Origin of the sequence: Trebonia kvetii (assembly GCF_007827045.1) — a bacterium.
Lineage (GTDB): Bacteria > Actinomycetota > Actinomycetes > Streptosporangiales > Streptosporangiaceae > Trebonia > Trebonia kvetii.
In genome coordinates this window covers 604,707-618,039 of the sequence record NZ_RPFW01000005.1, presented here as the reverse complement: position 1 = coordinate 618,039, position 13,333 = coordinate 604,707, and the positions used below count along the sequence as shown (strand labels likewise).

Genomic DNA, 13,333 nt, shown 5'->3' with positions numbered 1-13,333 from the left:
TTACGGCCAGCAGTCCGGGACGCCGAGGGTTAGGTAGGCGAAGCCCAGCGCGTCGCGATGGCCGCGCAGCCAGATGGACCGGTGAGCGTCGAGCTTGGCCCTTACCTCGTCGGCCTCGGGATGGTTCCCGTTGGCAAGCAGCCATGCTTCGGAGCCGGCGGCGTACCCGGACTCGAACTCCTCCCACTCGCCGCGGGTCGCGGTTTCGATGCGCAGCGGGCGGAATCCCTCCACCACCGCCACCTCGACGAGATCGGCGAGGTGCAGGAATTCATCGAGAGTGGTGCCCTCCCACATGTGCGCCAGCTGCTCCTTGGTCGGCGTGCGGTCCCAGATTCCGGCGCCGAACAGCAGCAGCCCGCCTGGGTTCACCAAGGGCCGGAGCGCCTTGAGCGCCTCGGGGATGGTGCCGAACGCCTGATCGGCGCCGCTGCAGATGACGACATCGGCCGGGCTGGCATGCTCCGTCGCCGGGCCCTCGATGAAGGAGACCCTGCCGGACAGGCCCCGCGCCTCGGCGTTATCCCTGGCGTGTGCGATGTCCCTGGCACTAATGTCGATGCCGGTGCCGCTCGCGGCTGGCGCGGCCTCCAGCACCCGCAGCAGGAACTCACCCCATCCGCAGCCGTACTCAACGACGCTCGCGGGGCTGCTTGCGGCCAGGTCGGCGGCGAGGCGGTTAGCACGCGCGGCGGACAGCGGCCCGTGAAACGTCAGCCGTGCACCGGCGCCGAAGCCGGAGGGGTTGGTCACACGGCGTGATCTTATGCCTGGATCTCGCCTGTGTCTGTTGAATTACCCGGCCATGCCTCCGCAGCTTGCTGCATCGACATGAAAGTGTCTTTGATCTTGTTGTTCCGGCAACGGTGGCTTATGATCGCGGCGTTGCCACTAAGTTTCGACGGCTTCTTTTGCTCTTGACGAACGGGGAGTGACATGACGGCGGTTCAGGGTCTGGGCGAGGCGGTTACCGCGCCGGGAGACGCGCGGCTGTTCATCAACGGCGAGTACGTCGAGTCTGCTGGCGAGCGGTTCCAGGTGGTCTCGCCGGTGACCGGCGCGGTCATCGGGACGGTTCCGGTGCCTGGCGCGGGCGAGATCGACGCGGCGGTCACCGCCGCGCGGGCCGCGCAGCGGGTGTGGTCGCGGGTGAACGTGTGGGAGCGCGCGAAGGTCTGCCACGCGATCGGCGACGGTATCACCGCCCGACGCGAGTCACTGGCCCGGCTGCAGACCCTGGAGCAGGGCAAGCCACTCGCGGAGTCGTTCGCCGACATCGACGAGGCGGCCACCCTGTTCCACCTGCACGCCGAGGACGCGGTGCGGCTGACCGGGGAGACGATCTCCTCGACCGACTCCGCCAAGCGGATGTGGACCTTCTACAAGCCGGTCGGCACCTGGGCGATCATCACGCCGTGGAACTTCCCGCTGCTGATGTTCGCGGAGTTCGTCGCCCCTGGCCTTGCCACCGGCAACGCGCACGTGGTCAAGCCGCCGGCGCACACCGGGTTCACCGTGCTCGCCGCCATGGAGATCCTGCAGGAGGCCGGCGTGCCGGCCGGCCTGGTCAGCGTCCTGCCCGGTGAGGGCCGGACCGGGCAGCTGCTCGTCGAGCACCCGGGCATCGACGCGGTCGGGTTCATCGGCTCTTCCGAGACGGGCGCGAAGATCCAGGCGAGCGCCGGGCTCAAGCGCTCGATGATGGAGTGCTCCGGCAACGGCCCGCTTGTCGTGCTCGACGACGCCGATCTGGCAGCTGCCGCGCGCGCCGCGGTCTACGGCGCCTACGTGTGCTCGGGGCAGGTGTGCTGCGCAACCGAGCGGGTGCTCGTCCACCAGAACGTGCACGACGCCTTCGTCGAGGCCGTTATCGCCGAGGCGGACGCGGTGGTGCGCCTAGGCGACCCGTTCGACGCCAAGACGAACCTCGGCCCGCTCAACAACCAGGGCGTCGCCGCGAAGATGGACGCGCACGTCGCCGACGCCCACGCGCGCGGCGCCCGGGTGCTGCGCGGCGGACGGCGCGCCGAGGGATACCCGACCGACCTGTACTACGAGTTCACCGTCGTGGACGGCGTGCCGACGGACAGCTTGCTGTCACAGTTCGAATCCTTCGGTCCCGTCGTCCCGATCATCACCGGCGGAAGCGACGACGAACTGCTCGACATCGCCAACGCCGACGCGCTCGGCCTGCAGGGCGCGGTGTTCACCAACAACCTCTCCCGTGCCTACCGGTTCGTGGAGGAGCTGGCCACCGGGCAGGTCGTGGTCAACGACAGCACCTGCTGGTGGGACATCAACATGCCGTTCGGCGGGGCCGGCGGCCGCAACACCGGCTGGGGCCGGATCGGCGGCAAGCACACCCTGCTCGGCATGACCGACCTGCGCACCGGCGCGATCTCGCTGTAAGCGCCGGCGAGAGGGCACATCATGCAGCCCGTGGCGTTCGACGCCGTCGACCTGAAGATCATCGCGATCCTTCAGGCCGACGGCCGGCGTTCCTACAGCGCGATCGCCGAGGATCTCGACCTGCCGGCCTCCTCGGTCCGGTATCGCGTGCAGCGGCTGATCGACTCCGGCTTCCTGCAGATCGTCGGCATCGCCGATCCGCTAGCCATCGGCTTCGAGCACCTGGCGATGATCGGCATCCGCACCCAGCCCGCCACCGCCCGCGCGGTGTGCGCCGCGCTGAAGGAACTGCCCGAGACCAGCTACGTCATCATGACCGCAGGCCACTACGACGTGATGGCCGAGGTCATCTGCCGGGACGTGCGCCACTTCAGCGAGCTGATGGCCGAACGCCTGCAGACGATCCCTGGGATCGTGTCCACCGAGTCGTTCTTCGCGCTTGAGGTGCACAAGCTCGCCTACGGCTGGGGAGTGGGCAACGTCGCGACCGCGATGGCCGGGGGCCACGTGCCGGTGCTGTAGTCATGGCCCAGGCTCGGCCGGCGAGTTCTTCTCGCGCTGGTGATAGCCGGCGGTCATGCCGCCGTCGACCAGCAGCGTGGTACCGGTGATGAATCCGGCCTCGTCGCTTGCGTAGAAGACCGCCGCGGCGGCAACGTCGCGGGCCTCGCCGACCCGGCCGATCGGCGGGACCGGCCAGTCGCCGCTCTCCGGGCGGTCCTCTTCACCGGGCGGGGCCATGTGGCGCATCCCGGGCCAGGTGTCTCCCGGGCACAGCACATTCGAGCGCACGCCGTCGGGGCCTCCCTCCAGCGCCAGCATCTTCCCCAGCATCACCACGGCCGCCTTCGAGACCGAGTACAGCCCAATGGACTGCTCGCCCCAGATGCCTGCGTCGGATGCGATATGGATCATGCAGCCGCGGCGGCGGGCCAGGTACGGATAGGCGGCCCGCGCGTAGAGGAAGTAGCCCCGCACGTTCACGTCCATCAGCCGGTCGTAGTCCGCCAGGGGCGTTCGCAGCAGGCTTGCCTCAACCCCGATCCCGGCGTTGTTGACCAGCACGTCGAGGGCCCCCAGGCGCTCGACGGCCAGGTCCGCTGAGCGCGCCACGGCAGCAGGATCGCCAGCGTCAGCGGCCAGGAACCAGCTCTGCCCGGCATCGCGGAGCGCTGCCTCCGCACGCAAGCCCAGCTCCTGATCCCGCCCGGTCACCACCACCCGCGCGCCCTCTCGCAGGAATCTATCGGCAATGGCGAAGCCGATGCCGGTCGTGCCTCCGGTGATCAGCACCTGCTTGCCTTGCAGCCGTCCCCTGCCGTCGGTCATATCCATCGGGTCATCGTCCGCGGCGGTGCAGGAGAAAGGCGAGTGCGCAGCTGCTGGGAATTAGGGCGGCGGGGATGAGATTCAGGGGCACCCCGGCGACGCGGGGGAGGTGGCCTGGCTCGTCTTCGACGTCCGCGCCGGTGACGGCCAGGGCGGGGAAGAACGGCAGCCATGCGATCGCCGACAGCAGCGCGGCGGTGGCAACCGCCGCGTCGTCGTCGGTTGCTTTCTGGCCTGGTCGCCATAGTAGCCATAGGGCAAGGAGCTGGGACCCGGCCACCGTTCCCCACCCCGTGGCGTTGTGGAACCGGGCATGTGGCGGCCAGGCCGGATTGAAGACGTGGGTGGCGTTAAGGTCAGCCCGGCCGGTACCGATGATCGTGCCGATCGCCGCGCCGCTGAGGATCAGACGGCTAACTCTCATGCCCGCACTTATAGTCATGTAGTCAGGATCTCTCCAGGATGGATGCATGTTTCCGCCGGCCCTGGCCCGGGCACGGCGTCCACGGACGAGAGGTGCTCCCGTGACCAACACCGGCCAGCCTGCTTTCCGCGAAATTCGCTACGACGTAGCGGGCGGCACGGCCACGATGACACTGCACCGGCCCGACCGGCTCAACGCCTTCACCCGCACGATGGCGCGCGAGCTTGTCGCGGCCTTCGACCTGGCCGACGCCGACGATGCCGTCCGCGTCGTCCTGCTCACCGGAGCCGGGCGCGGCTTCTGCGCGGGCGCTGACCTGGCGGGCGGCCGGACAACGTTCGCCGGGCGCGGCGAGGCGGAGGCCGACGGCACGATCGCCGGGGTCCCGCGCGACGGCGGCGGTATCGTCTCACTGCGCATCGCCGCCTCCCGCAAGCCAGTGATCGTGGCGGTCAACGGCCCGGCGGTAGGGGTCGGCGCCACCATGACGCTGCCTGCCGACATCCGGATCGCCGCCGACACCGCGAAGTTCGGCTTCGTGTTCGCCCGCCGCGGGCTGGTCCCCGAGGCCGCGTCCAGCTGGTTCCTGCCGCGGATCGTCGGCATCTCACAGGCGATGGAATGGGTGGCGACCGGTCGGGTCTTCGACGCCGCCGAGGCGCTGGCCGGCCGACTCGTCTCCCGGGTAGTGCCCGGCGCCGAGCTGATGCCCGCCGCCCGCGCGCTGGCCGATGAGATCGCGGCGAACACCTCGGCGGTGTCGGTCACCCTGTCCCGGCGGTTGCTGTGGTCAATGCTCGGCGAGCCAACGCCGTGGGATGCGCACCGGCTGGACTCGCGGGCGATCTCCGTGCTCGGCCGGGGACCGGACGTCGCTGAAGGCGTGGAGTCCTTCCTGGAGAAACGGCCGCCGCGGTTCTCGGCACCGGTGACGGACTACCTCGACGTCGTGCCCGAATGGCCGCCCCGGCCCGCGGATCTCACCTGAAGCGCCACTAGTTAAAGTGGACGGACGTCTTGCCCCTTACTAGCGGGCGCGGCCCGAGGCAAGGAAACGATCATGTGCCCTGTGCCTGGAGATGATCTGGCATCCTCCGTTGTTCCAGCGCCGCGGCCTTCGCATCACTCCGGCCCCGGCTATGTGGCGAACCACAAGGCGCCCGACTTCGAGCCAGGCGAGCCGCTGCGAGACGCCGCGGCACGGTGGCTCAACCTTGTTCCCGCCGAACACCGCCGTGACGGCCGGGAATCGGCCGACGATGCTCTGGAGACGCTGCGGGAGCACATGCGCAGCTGCCGCGACCATCCGCTCGGGGCCCTCTGGGTGGCACATCGCCACCTGGGGGATCCGGTGCCCGCGGTCCGGATCGCGGCGCTCGTGCTCGCCTCGGAGGCGCTGTGGTGGCTGGGGCATTTCGAGGACGCACGGTTGGCCGCCCAGGCAGCGGCTGACGCTGATCCGGCCTCTGCCCAGGCGCTGTGGCGCCTCGCGGTCGCGCTGTACCGTCAGGGCCGGTTCGAGGAGGCGGGTGAGCGCCTCGATGACCTTCTGAAACTGGCCGACCGGTTCGCTCCGGCGTGGGCGCTCCGCGGGCAGGTCAAAGTCTGGCTCGACGCGGGCAACCCCGAGGCGGGACGGGCCGACTTCGCCGGAGCGGCCGCGCTGCCCTCCGGTTCGGGCATCTGGGTGGTGCCCTACCGGATGGCGGGTGCTGAGTTCAAGGCGGCGGTTGATGCGCAGATCAGGGTTCATGACGCCGAGACAGGCGGTTCCTCAGGCGAGCCGACGGACGTGGCATTGCTGCCGGACAAGTCGCGGGTCGAGCGGGGCGTAGACCCCGATAGCCGGTGGCATCTGGAAGGGCCCAGCCGTGGGGGCGGCGATCGGGACACCCAGTTTGGCGGGCTCGGCGGGGACTTCGCCGCGGGGGCACGCTCGCGCGTTTCCTTCGGGGACAGGTTCGTTCTTTACCAGCGGAACATCGAGAACCTCTGCCAGGACAGGGCGGCCCTGCGCGAGGAGATCCGCAAGTCGGTGGCCGAGCTGTTCGACGCGGCTCTCGATTCCCGCGCGGCGATCGCGATCAAGGGTGCCCCTGAGCAGCACGCCGAGGGAGCAAACGTCCCAGGAGACGACGACCGCTAGCGCCAGGCCCAGGGGAATCCCGGCCCGTGTCTTTCGCGGGGGTGTCGCGCGCGGTAGACACGAACGAGCAGCAGGAAATCGCAGCCGACTCTCACGTCTAGACCGGAGAGCACACCATCATGCCGAGCAAGAAGACAAGCGCCAAGTCACCGGCGCGTAAGCCGATTGCACCGTACCTCGCGATCCGCTGTTCGTCATTTCCCCGCAGGGCGAGGTGGTCCATCGGGCCGCCAAGAATCACGTCTGGTGCCGGGAGCGGTCGTGCACACCGCACGATGTGTACGACCGCTGGGTGGAACTGTTCGGCGACGGGCTCGACGCGTTCTACCCGGTGCTGCGCACGCCGGACATCGGCAACATCGGCACGATCTGCTGCAGCGACGGCGAATACCCCGAGGCCGTGCGCGCGCTGGCGATGCAGGGCGCCGAGGTCGTCTACCGGCCAAGCGAAGCGGCCCCGATGACGCAGGCAGGACTGGACCCCGGCGGCACCTCAACTCCAACTGGCTGAAAGACCTGCGCACGGAACTGTTCCGCAGGACGTACGACGAGCCGATCCATCCGGCCAACCTGTGGCTCGCCGCCTATATAGCTCCGCCCGAGGAGGATGAATGAGCAGCGCCGACCCGGACCGGGCCGCCGGCCGGGTCGACGCTGGTCACCCACGCGGCGCGCAGGTGGACGGGACGGCCGGGGATCAGGCGCAGCGGGCGTGACCTGGCGAGCAGCGTGCCGTCTTGCCATGCCTCAAGCCTGGCCCGCTCGCGGTACTCGGCCGGGCGGATCGCGAACCGGCCGAGTGGCGGCAGCACGCCGGGGTCGATGGCGTTCGGCGAGATCCAGCGCAGCGGCGTCTCGGCCACGACCGGGACCGATGACGGCACCGGACGGCCAGCCGCGGCCAGATACAACGTGATCTGCCGCGCGGCGTGCCGGCCGGACAGCGCCGCCACGTCGGCGGTCTCCGCGGCGTGCACGAGGTTGCCCGCCGCGAACACGCCCGGCGCCGACGTCGCCATGGTCGTATCGATCGCCGGACCGAGGGTGCCCTTATCCAGGGTCAGGCAAGCGGTCCGCGCGAGCACGTGGTCGGGAATCCAGTCGCCGGTGAAGACGAGCCAGTCGCAGGCGATCACCCGGGAGGGCCCGCCATCGACTCCGGAGACCTCCACCGCGGCCAGCCGGCCGTTCGCGCCGGTCACCCGGGTCACCGCGGTCGACGTCCAGACGGGGACGCGCCAGCGCAACGCGGCGCCCAGCTTGAAGGCGGCGTAGCTCTGGTGCCGCGGCTGGTCGGTGACGAGGGCAAGCACCCGGGCGCCCGCGTGGGCGAGCGTCACCGCCGCTGAGAAGCTCACGTGCTCCGCGCCCACGACGAGCGCGCGGCCCGCGAGCCGCTCCCCCGCCAGGTAGACGCGCTGCTGCAGCTCGCCGGTGGTGAGCACGCCCGACGGCCGGTCGCCTGGCACTAGCCGGGCGGCGCGCGGCCGTTCCCGGCATCCGGTGGCGAGTAGCACCGCGCCGGCCTGTACCTCCTCGATGCCCGCGGCGCTGGTCACCGTGGCCGACGGGCCGCCACCGCCGGCCCGCAGGTCGGTGACGGTGCACCCGGCGCGCAGCTGCGCGCCCGCGCGGGCCGCCGCGTCCGTCAGTGCCCGCGCGTAGGCCGGTCCCGACAGCACCCGGTGCAGGTCGCGCAGGCCGTAGCCGGTGTGCTTGCTGTGCCTCGGGATGCCGCCTGGCGCCGCCTCCCGGTCGGCGACCACGACGCGGCGCACGCCGCGGCGGCGCAGTTCCGCTGCGGCCGCGAGCCCGGCTGGACCCGCACCGACGATGAGGACGTCAGCGTCCATCGCGCGCCCCCGCGGCGGCGGCTTCGAACAAGGCCGACACCGACGCGCCGCACCAGAACGCCTGGCACCTGCCGTTCATCGCCCGGGTGCGCCGCCGCAGCCCGTCAAGTTCGCCGGGCGGGATGTCACTGGCGAGCGCGTCGCGGATCTCGCCGCGGCTGACCCTTTCGCAGTGGCAGGCGATCTCGCCGTACGCTGGGTCCGCGGCGATCCGCGCCGCGTGCTGGTACGGCCGGGTGCCGGCCTCCCCCAGGTAGGGCATGCGCGGCGGCGACTGAACCCCCTCCCGCTGGCTAACGCTGGCCCGTGGCTTCAGCGGCAGCCCCGCCTCGCCCAGCAGGCCCGCGACGTGCTCGGCGATGCCGAGCGAGGCGGTGAGCCCGGTCGACCTGATCCCGGCGACGCGCACGTACCGGCCGAAGGCGGCAAGCTGATAGTCGGAGTGCTCGGTCGCGGCGCGCAGCCCCGCGTACGTGGCGGTCACCTCCTCCTGCTCCAGCCCTGGCAGGATCCGCCGCCCGTCGGCGAGCAGCGCGGACAGCCCGGCGGCGCTCGTCGAGCGGTCCGCGCGGTCCGTGACGTCTTCCGCGGTCGGCCCGAGCAGCACGTTGCCGAACACCGTCGGGGCGACCACGACGCCCTTGGTCCGCTTGGTGGGCACCGGCAAGATGATCGACGACAGCAGCGGCCGCGCCAGCTTGTCGTAGACGATCAGCTCACCCTTGCGCGGCCTGATCGTGAAGCCGCCGCCGCCGAACATCCGGTCCACCTCGTCGCTCGCCAGGCCCGCCGCGTTGACCGCGAACCGGCAGCGGACCGGCTCCCGGCCGGGATCAAGCGCCAGCTCGAACCCGTCATCGCCGGGCTGCGCCGACACCCCGGTGACCCGCGTCCCGAGCCGCAGGTCCACGCCCGCGCGCACCGCCTCTGTCGCGTACGCGAGCGGGACCGACCACGGGTCGATGATCCATTCGTCGGGGATCCACAGGCCGCCCGCCGCACCGGGTCCGAGGTTCGGTTCCCGCTGGTAGACCTCGGAAGCAGATACCGAACGGGTTCGTGTGTACCCGTTCTCCCCCGACTTCGCCGCGATCGCGTCCAGGCTGGCCGCCTGCTCCTGCGACCAGGCGACGAGCAGCGCCCCGGTCCGCTCGATGGCGATCCCGGCCCGCTCCGCGTACTCGCGCAGCAGGGCGGAACCCCGGGCCACCAGGCGGCTTTCCAGCGTTCCCGGCGTGGCGTCGAAGCCGGTGTGCAGGATCGCCGTGTTGGCCTTGGACGTGCCGTTGCCGACGTCGCCGTCGGCCTCGAAAAGGACGCAGCGCACCTGGTAGCCGGCCAGTTCCCTGGCGATGGCGGTGCCGACCACGCCGCCGCCGATGATCGCGACGTCCCAGCTCATGAGGACACCTCGCTGGCGCTCGGAGTCCGCATTCGCGGACGCACTGTACTTACCGATTCGCTCGCAAGCTCGCTCATGACAGCGTGGAGGTTAGCGCATGAGAGTAACGCGACAACCGTTCGGCCGCCTCATCACGGGACATGACGGGCCGCACCGTGAGCTCGACCTCAGCCGACGGTGACCCCGTCTCGCCCTGGCCGAGGCGCGCGAGCGCGGCGACGCCGAGCGCGGTCGCGTCCGGGGTCCGGCTGGCCAGGACCGGGACGCCGAGCAGGTCGGCCTGCGCCTGGAGCAGCACGCGCGACCTGGTCAGGCCGCCGTCGACGCGCAGCGCGGTCAGCGGGTCGCCGAGATCGGCCGCGACCGCGCCGGCCAGCACCGCGACCGAGGCGGCGATGCCCTCGACAACGGCGCGCGCGATGTGCCCCTTGGCCGTCGCCATGGTGAGCCCCGCGAGCTGGCCCTTGGCGTGCGGCGCCCAGTGCGGCGCGCCGAGGCCGGCCAGCGCGGGCACGAACGTGACGCCGCCGGAATCGGGCACCGTGCCCGCCACGGCGTCGAGGTCGGCGGGCGCTGGCAGCACCCCGATCTCGGTCAGCCAGCGCAGCGCCGATCCCGCCGTGTACACCTGGCCGTCGAGGCAGTACGCGGTCTTGCCAGCCAGCCGCCAGGCGACGGAGGCGGACAGCCCCGCGGTGGACCTGGGCGCCTTCTCCCCCGTGGTGACCAGCAGGAACGCACCGGTTCCGTAGGTGCACTTGGCGTCGCCCGTGCGGACGCAGCCGTGCGCGTACAGCGCGGCCTGCTGGTCCACCGCGATCCCGGCGACCGGCAGCGGGCGACCGCCGAACACCGTGGTCTCGCCGACGACCCCGGCGCAGTCCGCGACGCGCGGCAGCGTCGCCGCGTCGATGCCGAACGCGTCGCACGCCCGCTCCGACCAGCGGGCCGCGTCCAGGTCGAGCAGCATCGTGCGGGAGGCGGTAGACGCGTCGGTCACGTACTGCGCGCCGAGACGGTGCAGCAGCCAGGTGTCGGTGGTGGTGATCACGCCAAGGTCGGTGACGTTCTCGCGCAGCCACGTCATCTTCGGCGCGGCGAAATACGGGTCGAGCGGCAGGCCGGTGACTTGCCTGAGATCGTCGGCCTGGTCGCTAAGGCGTTCGCAGATGCCCACCGAGCGACGGTCCTGCCAGACGATCGCCCTGCTCAGCGGCCTGCCGCTGGCCTTGTCCCAGGCGAGGACCGTCTCGCCCTGGTTGGCGAGCGCGACGGCGTGCACGGGAACATGACCAGCGGCGCGGGCGGCGGCCAGGGCCCGCTCGCCCGCGCTCACCACGGAACTCCACAGTTCTTCCGGGTCGGCCTCCACGCCGTCGCCGCCGGCGGCCGTGGTGGTCACCGGGACTTCCGCCCGGCCGAGAATCTCGTTGCCCGGGCCAACAAGCAGGGCCTTCGTCGCCGACGTGCCCTGATCGATGGCGAGGATGTTCATTCGGCGTCGGCCCCAGGCTCCACCCGCATCGCGGCTGGCTCGGTCACCAGCTGGACGATGTAGAACACCAGGCCAAGGCCGAGCGCGCCGGCCACGTAGTACTGCGCGTCGCGGAACGCGCCGGGACCGATCAAGACGATCAGCTCGTAGGCGAGCCAGATGACGGCCCCGGCGATGACCGGCCACTCCCACCGGCCGTAAATGCCGTGCCCGCGCCTGGTGGCGATGTAGAGCAGCGTCGTCCCGGCATACAGCAGCGCGGGCATGATCGTGGAGGCGGTGAAGAGGGTGAACAGCGCGTTGGTGTTGGCGAGCAGGACGAGCACGATGATGCCGCCGAGCGTCGCGGCCAGGACGGTGGCCCAGGACGGCCCGCCTTCCGGTCGCGGCACCTGGTTGAGGAACTGGTGGCCGGGCAGCCGCCGGTCGCGGGCCATGGAGAAGATCAGCCGGCCGTTGGTCACCATGATGACCAGGCCGCAGGCGAAGATCGAGACGACGACGAAGATCAGGAAGATCTTCTGCATCACGGTGCCGAGCACGGCGCCGACGATGAAGGCCACGGGGGCCGAACTCGAGTAGGCGCCCTTGTCGGTGGCGAACGCGAGAACCAGCAGGAAGACGAACCCGACGGCGCCGGACAGCAGGACGGCGCGGACCATCGCCCTGGGGATGACCTTGTGCGGCTCGTGGGTCTCCTCGGCCAGGTTGCTCGCCGACTCGAAGCCGACGATCGTGTACGCGCCGAGCAGCGTGGCCAGCATGAACGGCCCGAGCCAGGCGTAATACCCGACGGCGGGCACCGGCCCGGTGCTCGTCAGGTTCGACCAGTGGCCAAGACCGCGGACGGCGGCGACGATGACCAGCGCGACGGTCAGGCCGACGATGCCGACGATCTCGGTGGCCACCGCGGTGTTGTTTACCCGGGTGGTGACCCGCGTCGAGGTGATGATCAGCGCGGCCTGGATAGCCAGCACGACGAGGGTCTCGAGCGCCGCGCTTGTCGGGGTGTACGTCTCGCCGATCAGCGGCTGGAACGCGACCTGGATCAGGCCGTAGTCGACGGAGACCGTGACGATGGTCAGGAAGGCGAACGAGGTCCAGCCGAACCACCAGCCCACGTGCGGGCTGGCCAGCCGCGACGCCCACTGGTAGGAGAACCCGGACAGCGGGATGCGCGACGACAGCGCGCCGTAGAGCATCGCGACGAGCGCCTGGCCGACGACGACGATCAGCCAGGTCCAGACGGACCGGGTGCCGCCGACCGTGAGGGCGAAGGCATAGGTGGTGAAGATGCCGGTGGTGATCGAGATGAACGAGAACGCCACCGCGAAGGACTCGAAATGGTGCAGCGAGCGGGTGAACTGCTGGCGGTAGCCGAATTTGCTGAGCTCAGCGTCTTCGGCAGGTGATGTGGTGACCTGATCCATGGGTATCGCGTCTCCCTCAGGGCCTCGGGGGCTAGGGGGTTAACCAGGTTGCTGCGGGGTGGTCTCCAGGACCGGTGCCCGCAGGATGTCGCAGTCCGCGGCGGCGAGCGCTTTCGCGGCCTCGGCTGCGATGTTGCTGTTATCAGCGTTGGTGACGATGGCGGTTACCTGGGCGAGCGCGCAGACCCGGTGCACGGCGACTTTGCCGAGCTTGCTCGAGTCGGCGAGCACGTAGGAGGCGCCGGCGTGCGCGATCATCACGCGCCGCGTCGCGACCTCGTGGGGGTAGTAGTCGGTAAGACCGGCCTCGGCGTGCACGCCGCCTGAGCCGAGGAACGCCTTGTCCGCGAAGACCTGCGCGAAGAAGGCGTCGGCCTGCGCGCCGTAGCAGGCCGCGTCGCCGGCCCGCACCTGGCCGCCGGACAGCAGCAGCTCGATCTCGTCCCTGGCCGATAGCTCCATGGCGACGGGTACCGAATTGGTGAGCACGCGCCCGCAGAAGTCCGCGGGCAGTGCCCTTGCGACCTCGAGGGCCGTCGTGCCGATGTCGATGATGATCGTGTCCTGCGGCTGAACCAGGCTGGCGGCGAGCGCGGCGAGCGCGCGCTTGCGTTCGTGGTGCGTGGTGCTGCGCACGGCGAACGTGCCCTCGGTGGACTGCACGGAGAGCGCGCCGCCGTAGACGAGCTCGAGCAGGCCCTGGTCTCGCAGCCCGCGCAGGTCGCGGCGGATCGTCTCGACTGACACGCCGAACATCCCGGCCAGGTCCTCTGCCGACACGGCGCTCGCCTTGCGAACCTCGGCGAGGATCGCCTGGCGTCGCTGTGTTGGCATCATGTTGACCA

Annotated in this window: 13 protein-coding genes; 5 read left to right on the top strand and 8 right to left on the bottom strand. The window is 70.7% G+C overall.

Annotated features, from left to right (window positions below; translation table 11 throughout):
* Positions 1-753, bottom strand: a complete 753-nt coding sequence (locus EAS64_RS28010) for an SAM-dependent methyltransferase (RefSeq protein ID WP_187366229.1) — start codon at positions 751-753, stop codon at positions 1-3.
* A gap of 183 nt (positions 754-936) precedes the next feature.
* On the opposite strand from EAS64_RS28010, the gene EAS64_RS28005 reads away from it, so the two are divergent.
* Entirely contained in the window at positions 937-2,409 is a 1,473-nt protein-coding gene (locus tag EAS64_RS28005; RefSeq protein WP_145857800.1) for an aldehyde dehydrogenase family protein, read from the top strand.
* Between the two features lie 30 nt (positions 2,410-2,439).
* Positions 2,440-2,931: an Lrp/AsnC family transcriptional regulator gene (locus EAS64_RS28000; protein ID WP_222849661.1), complete on the top strand. Its 492-nt coding sequence runs from the start codon at positions 2,440-2,442 to the stop codon at positions 2,929-2,931.
* Here the strand turns inward: EAS64_RS28000 and EAS64_RS27995 are convergent, their stop codons facing one another.
* Both EAS64_RS27995 and EAS64_RS27990 read right to left on the bottom strand, forming a co-directional pair.
* Entirely contained in the window at positions 2,932-3,738 is an 807-nt protein-coding gene (locus EAS64_RS27995) for an SDR family NAD(P)-dependent oxidoreductase (protein ID WP_187366228.1), read from the bottom strand. It abuts the gene before it with no gap.
* A 10-nt stretch (positions 3,739-3,748) separates the two neighbouring features.
* Positions 3,749-4,162: a DUF6640 family protein gene (locus tag EAS64_RS27990; protein WP_145857794.1), complete on the bottom strand. Its 414-nt coding sequence runs from the start codon at positions 4,160-4,162 to the stop codon at positions 3,749-3,751.
* A 100-nt stretch (positions 4,163-4,262) separates the two neighbouring features.
* Here EAS64_RS27990 and EAS64_RS27985 point away from each other — a divergent pair, with 100 nt between their 5' ends.
* The 3 genes from EAS64_RS27985 (at position 4,263) to EAS64_RS27975 (ending at position 6,819) form a co-directional block, all read left to right on the top strand.
* Entirely contained in the window at positions 4,263-5,150 is an 888-nt protein-coding gene (locus tag EAS64_RS27985; protein ID WP_281283332.1) for an enoyl-CoA hydratase-related protein, read from the top strand.
* Positions 5,151-5,303: 153 nt separating this feature from the next.
* Positions 5,304-6,308 (top strand): tetratricopeptide repeat protein, encoded by a 1,005-nt coding sequence (locus EAS64_RS27980; RefSeq protein WP_145857790.1) that lies wholly within the window; start codon positions 5,304-5,306, stop codon positions 6,306-6,308.
* 187 nt (positions 6,309-6,495) lie between these two features.
* Positions 6,496-6,819: a nitrilase-related carbon-nitrogen hydrolase gene (locus EAS64_RS27975; protein ID WP_145857789.1), complete on the top strand. Its 324-nt coding sequence runs from the start codon at positions 6,496-6,498 to the stop codon at positions 6,817-6,819.
* Positions 6,820-6,892: 73 nt separating this feature from the next.
* On the opposite strand, the gene EAS64_RS27970 is transcribed toward EAS64_RS27975, so the two are convergent.
* From EAS64_RS27970 to EAS64_RS27950, 5 genes are all read right to left on the bottom strand, one after another.
* Complete coding sequence (locus EAS64_RS27970) at positions 6,893-8,161, bottom strand: NAD(P)/FAD-dependent oxidoreductase (RefSeq protein ID WP_145857787.1); 1,269 nt, start codon at positions 8,159-8,161, stop codon at positions 6,893-6,895.
* On the bottom strand, positions 8,151-9,563 hold the full coding sequence (locus EAS64_RS27965) for an NAD(P)/FAD-dependent oxidoreductase (RefSeq protein ID WP_145857785.1): 1,413 nt from the start codon (positions 9,561-9,563) through the stop codon (positions 8,151-8,153). Before EAS64_RS27965 ends, EAS64_RS27970 begins: the two co-directional genes overlap by 11 nt.
* A gap of 73 nt (positions 9,564-9,636) precedes the next feature.
* Entirely contained in the window at positions 9,637-11,058 is a 1,422-nt protein-coding gene (locus EAS64_RS27960; protein WP_145857783.1) for an FGGY family carbohydrate kinase, read from the bottom strand.
* Complete coding sequence (locus EAS64_RS27955; RefSeq protein WP_145857782.1) at positions 11,055-12,488, bottom strand: amino acid permease; 1,434 nt, start codon at positions 12,486-12,488, stop codon at positions 11,055-11,057. Before EAS64_RS27955 ends, EAS64_RS27960 begins: the two co-directional genes overlap by 4 nt.
* 39 nt (positions 12,489-12,527) lie before the next feature.
* A complete protein-coding gene (locus tag EAS64_RS27950) occupies positions 12,528-13,325 on the bottom strand; it encodes a DeoR/GlpR family DNA-binding transcription regulator (protein ID WP_187366226.1) in 798 nt (265 codons plus the stop codon).
* Positions 13,326-13,333 lie beyond the last annotated feature (8 nt).

Bases quoted from the DNA above. Each gene is read 5' to 3' on its own strand.
- EAS64_RS28005 (WP_145857800.1), top strand. From the start codon at position 937: ATGACGGCGGTTCAGGGTCTGGGCGAGGCGGTTACCGCGCCGGGAGAC.
- EAS64_RS27960 (WP_145857783.1), bottom strand. From the start codon at position 11,058: ATGAACATCCTCGCCATCGATCAGGGCACGTCGGCGACGAAGGCCCTG.
- EAS64_RS27950 (WP_187366226.1), bottom strand. From the start codon at position 13,325: ATGATGCCAACACAGCGACGCCAGGCGATCCTCGCCGAGGTTCGCAAG.
- EAS64_RS27970 (WP_145857787.1), bottom strand. From the start codon at position 8,161: ATGGACGCTGACGTCCTCATCGTCGGTGCGGGTCCAGCCGGGCTCGCG.
- EAS64_RS27995 (WP_187366228.1), bottom strand. From the start codon at position 3,738: ATGACCGACGGCAGGGGACGGCTGCAAGGCAAGCAGGTGCTGATCACC.
- EAS64_RS27990 (WP_145857794.1), bottom strand. From the start codon at position 4,162: ATGAGAGTTAGCCGTCTGATCCTCAGCGGCGCGGCGATCGGCACGATC.
- EAS64_RS27955 (WP_145857782.1), bottom strand. From the start codon at position 12,488: ATGGATCAGGTCACCACATCACCTGCCGAAGACGCTGAGCTCAGCAAA.
- EAS64_RS27965 (WP_145857785.1), bottom strand. From the start codon at position 9,563: ATGAGCTGGGACGTCGCGATCATCGGCGGCGGCGTGGTCGGCACCGCC.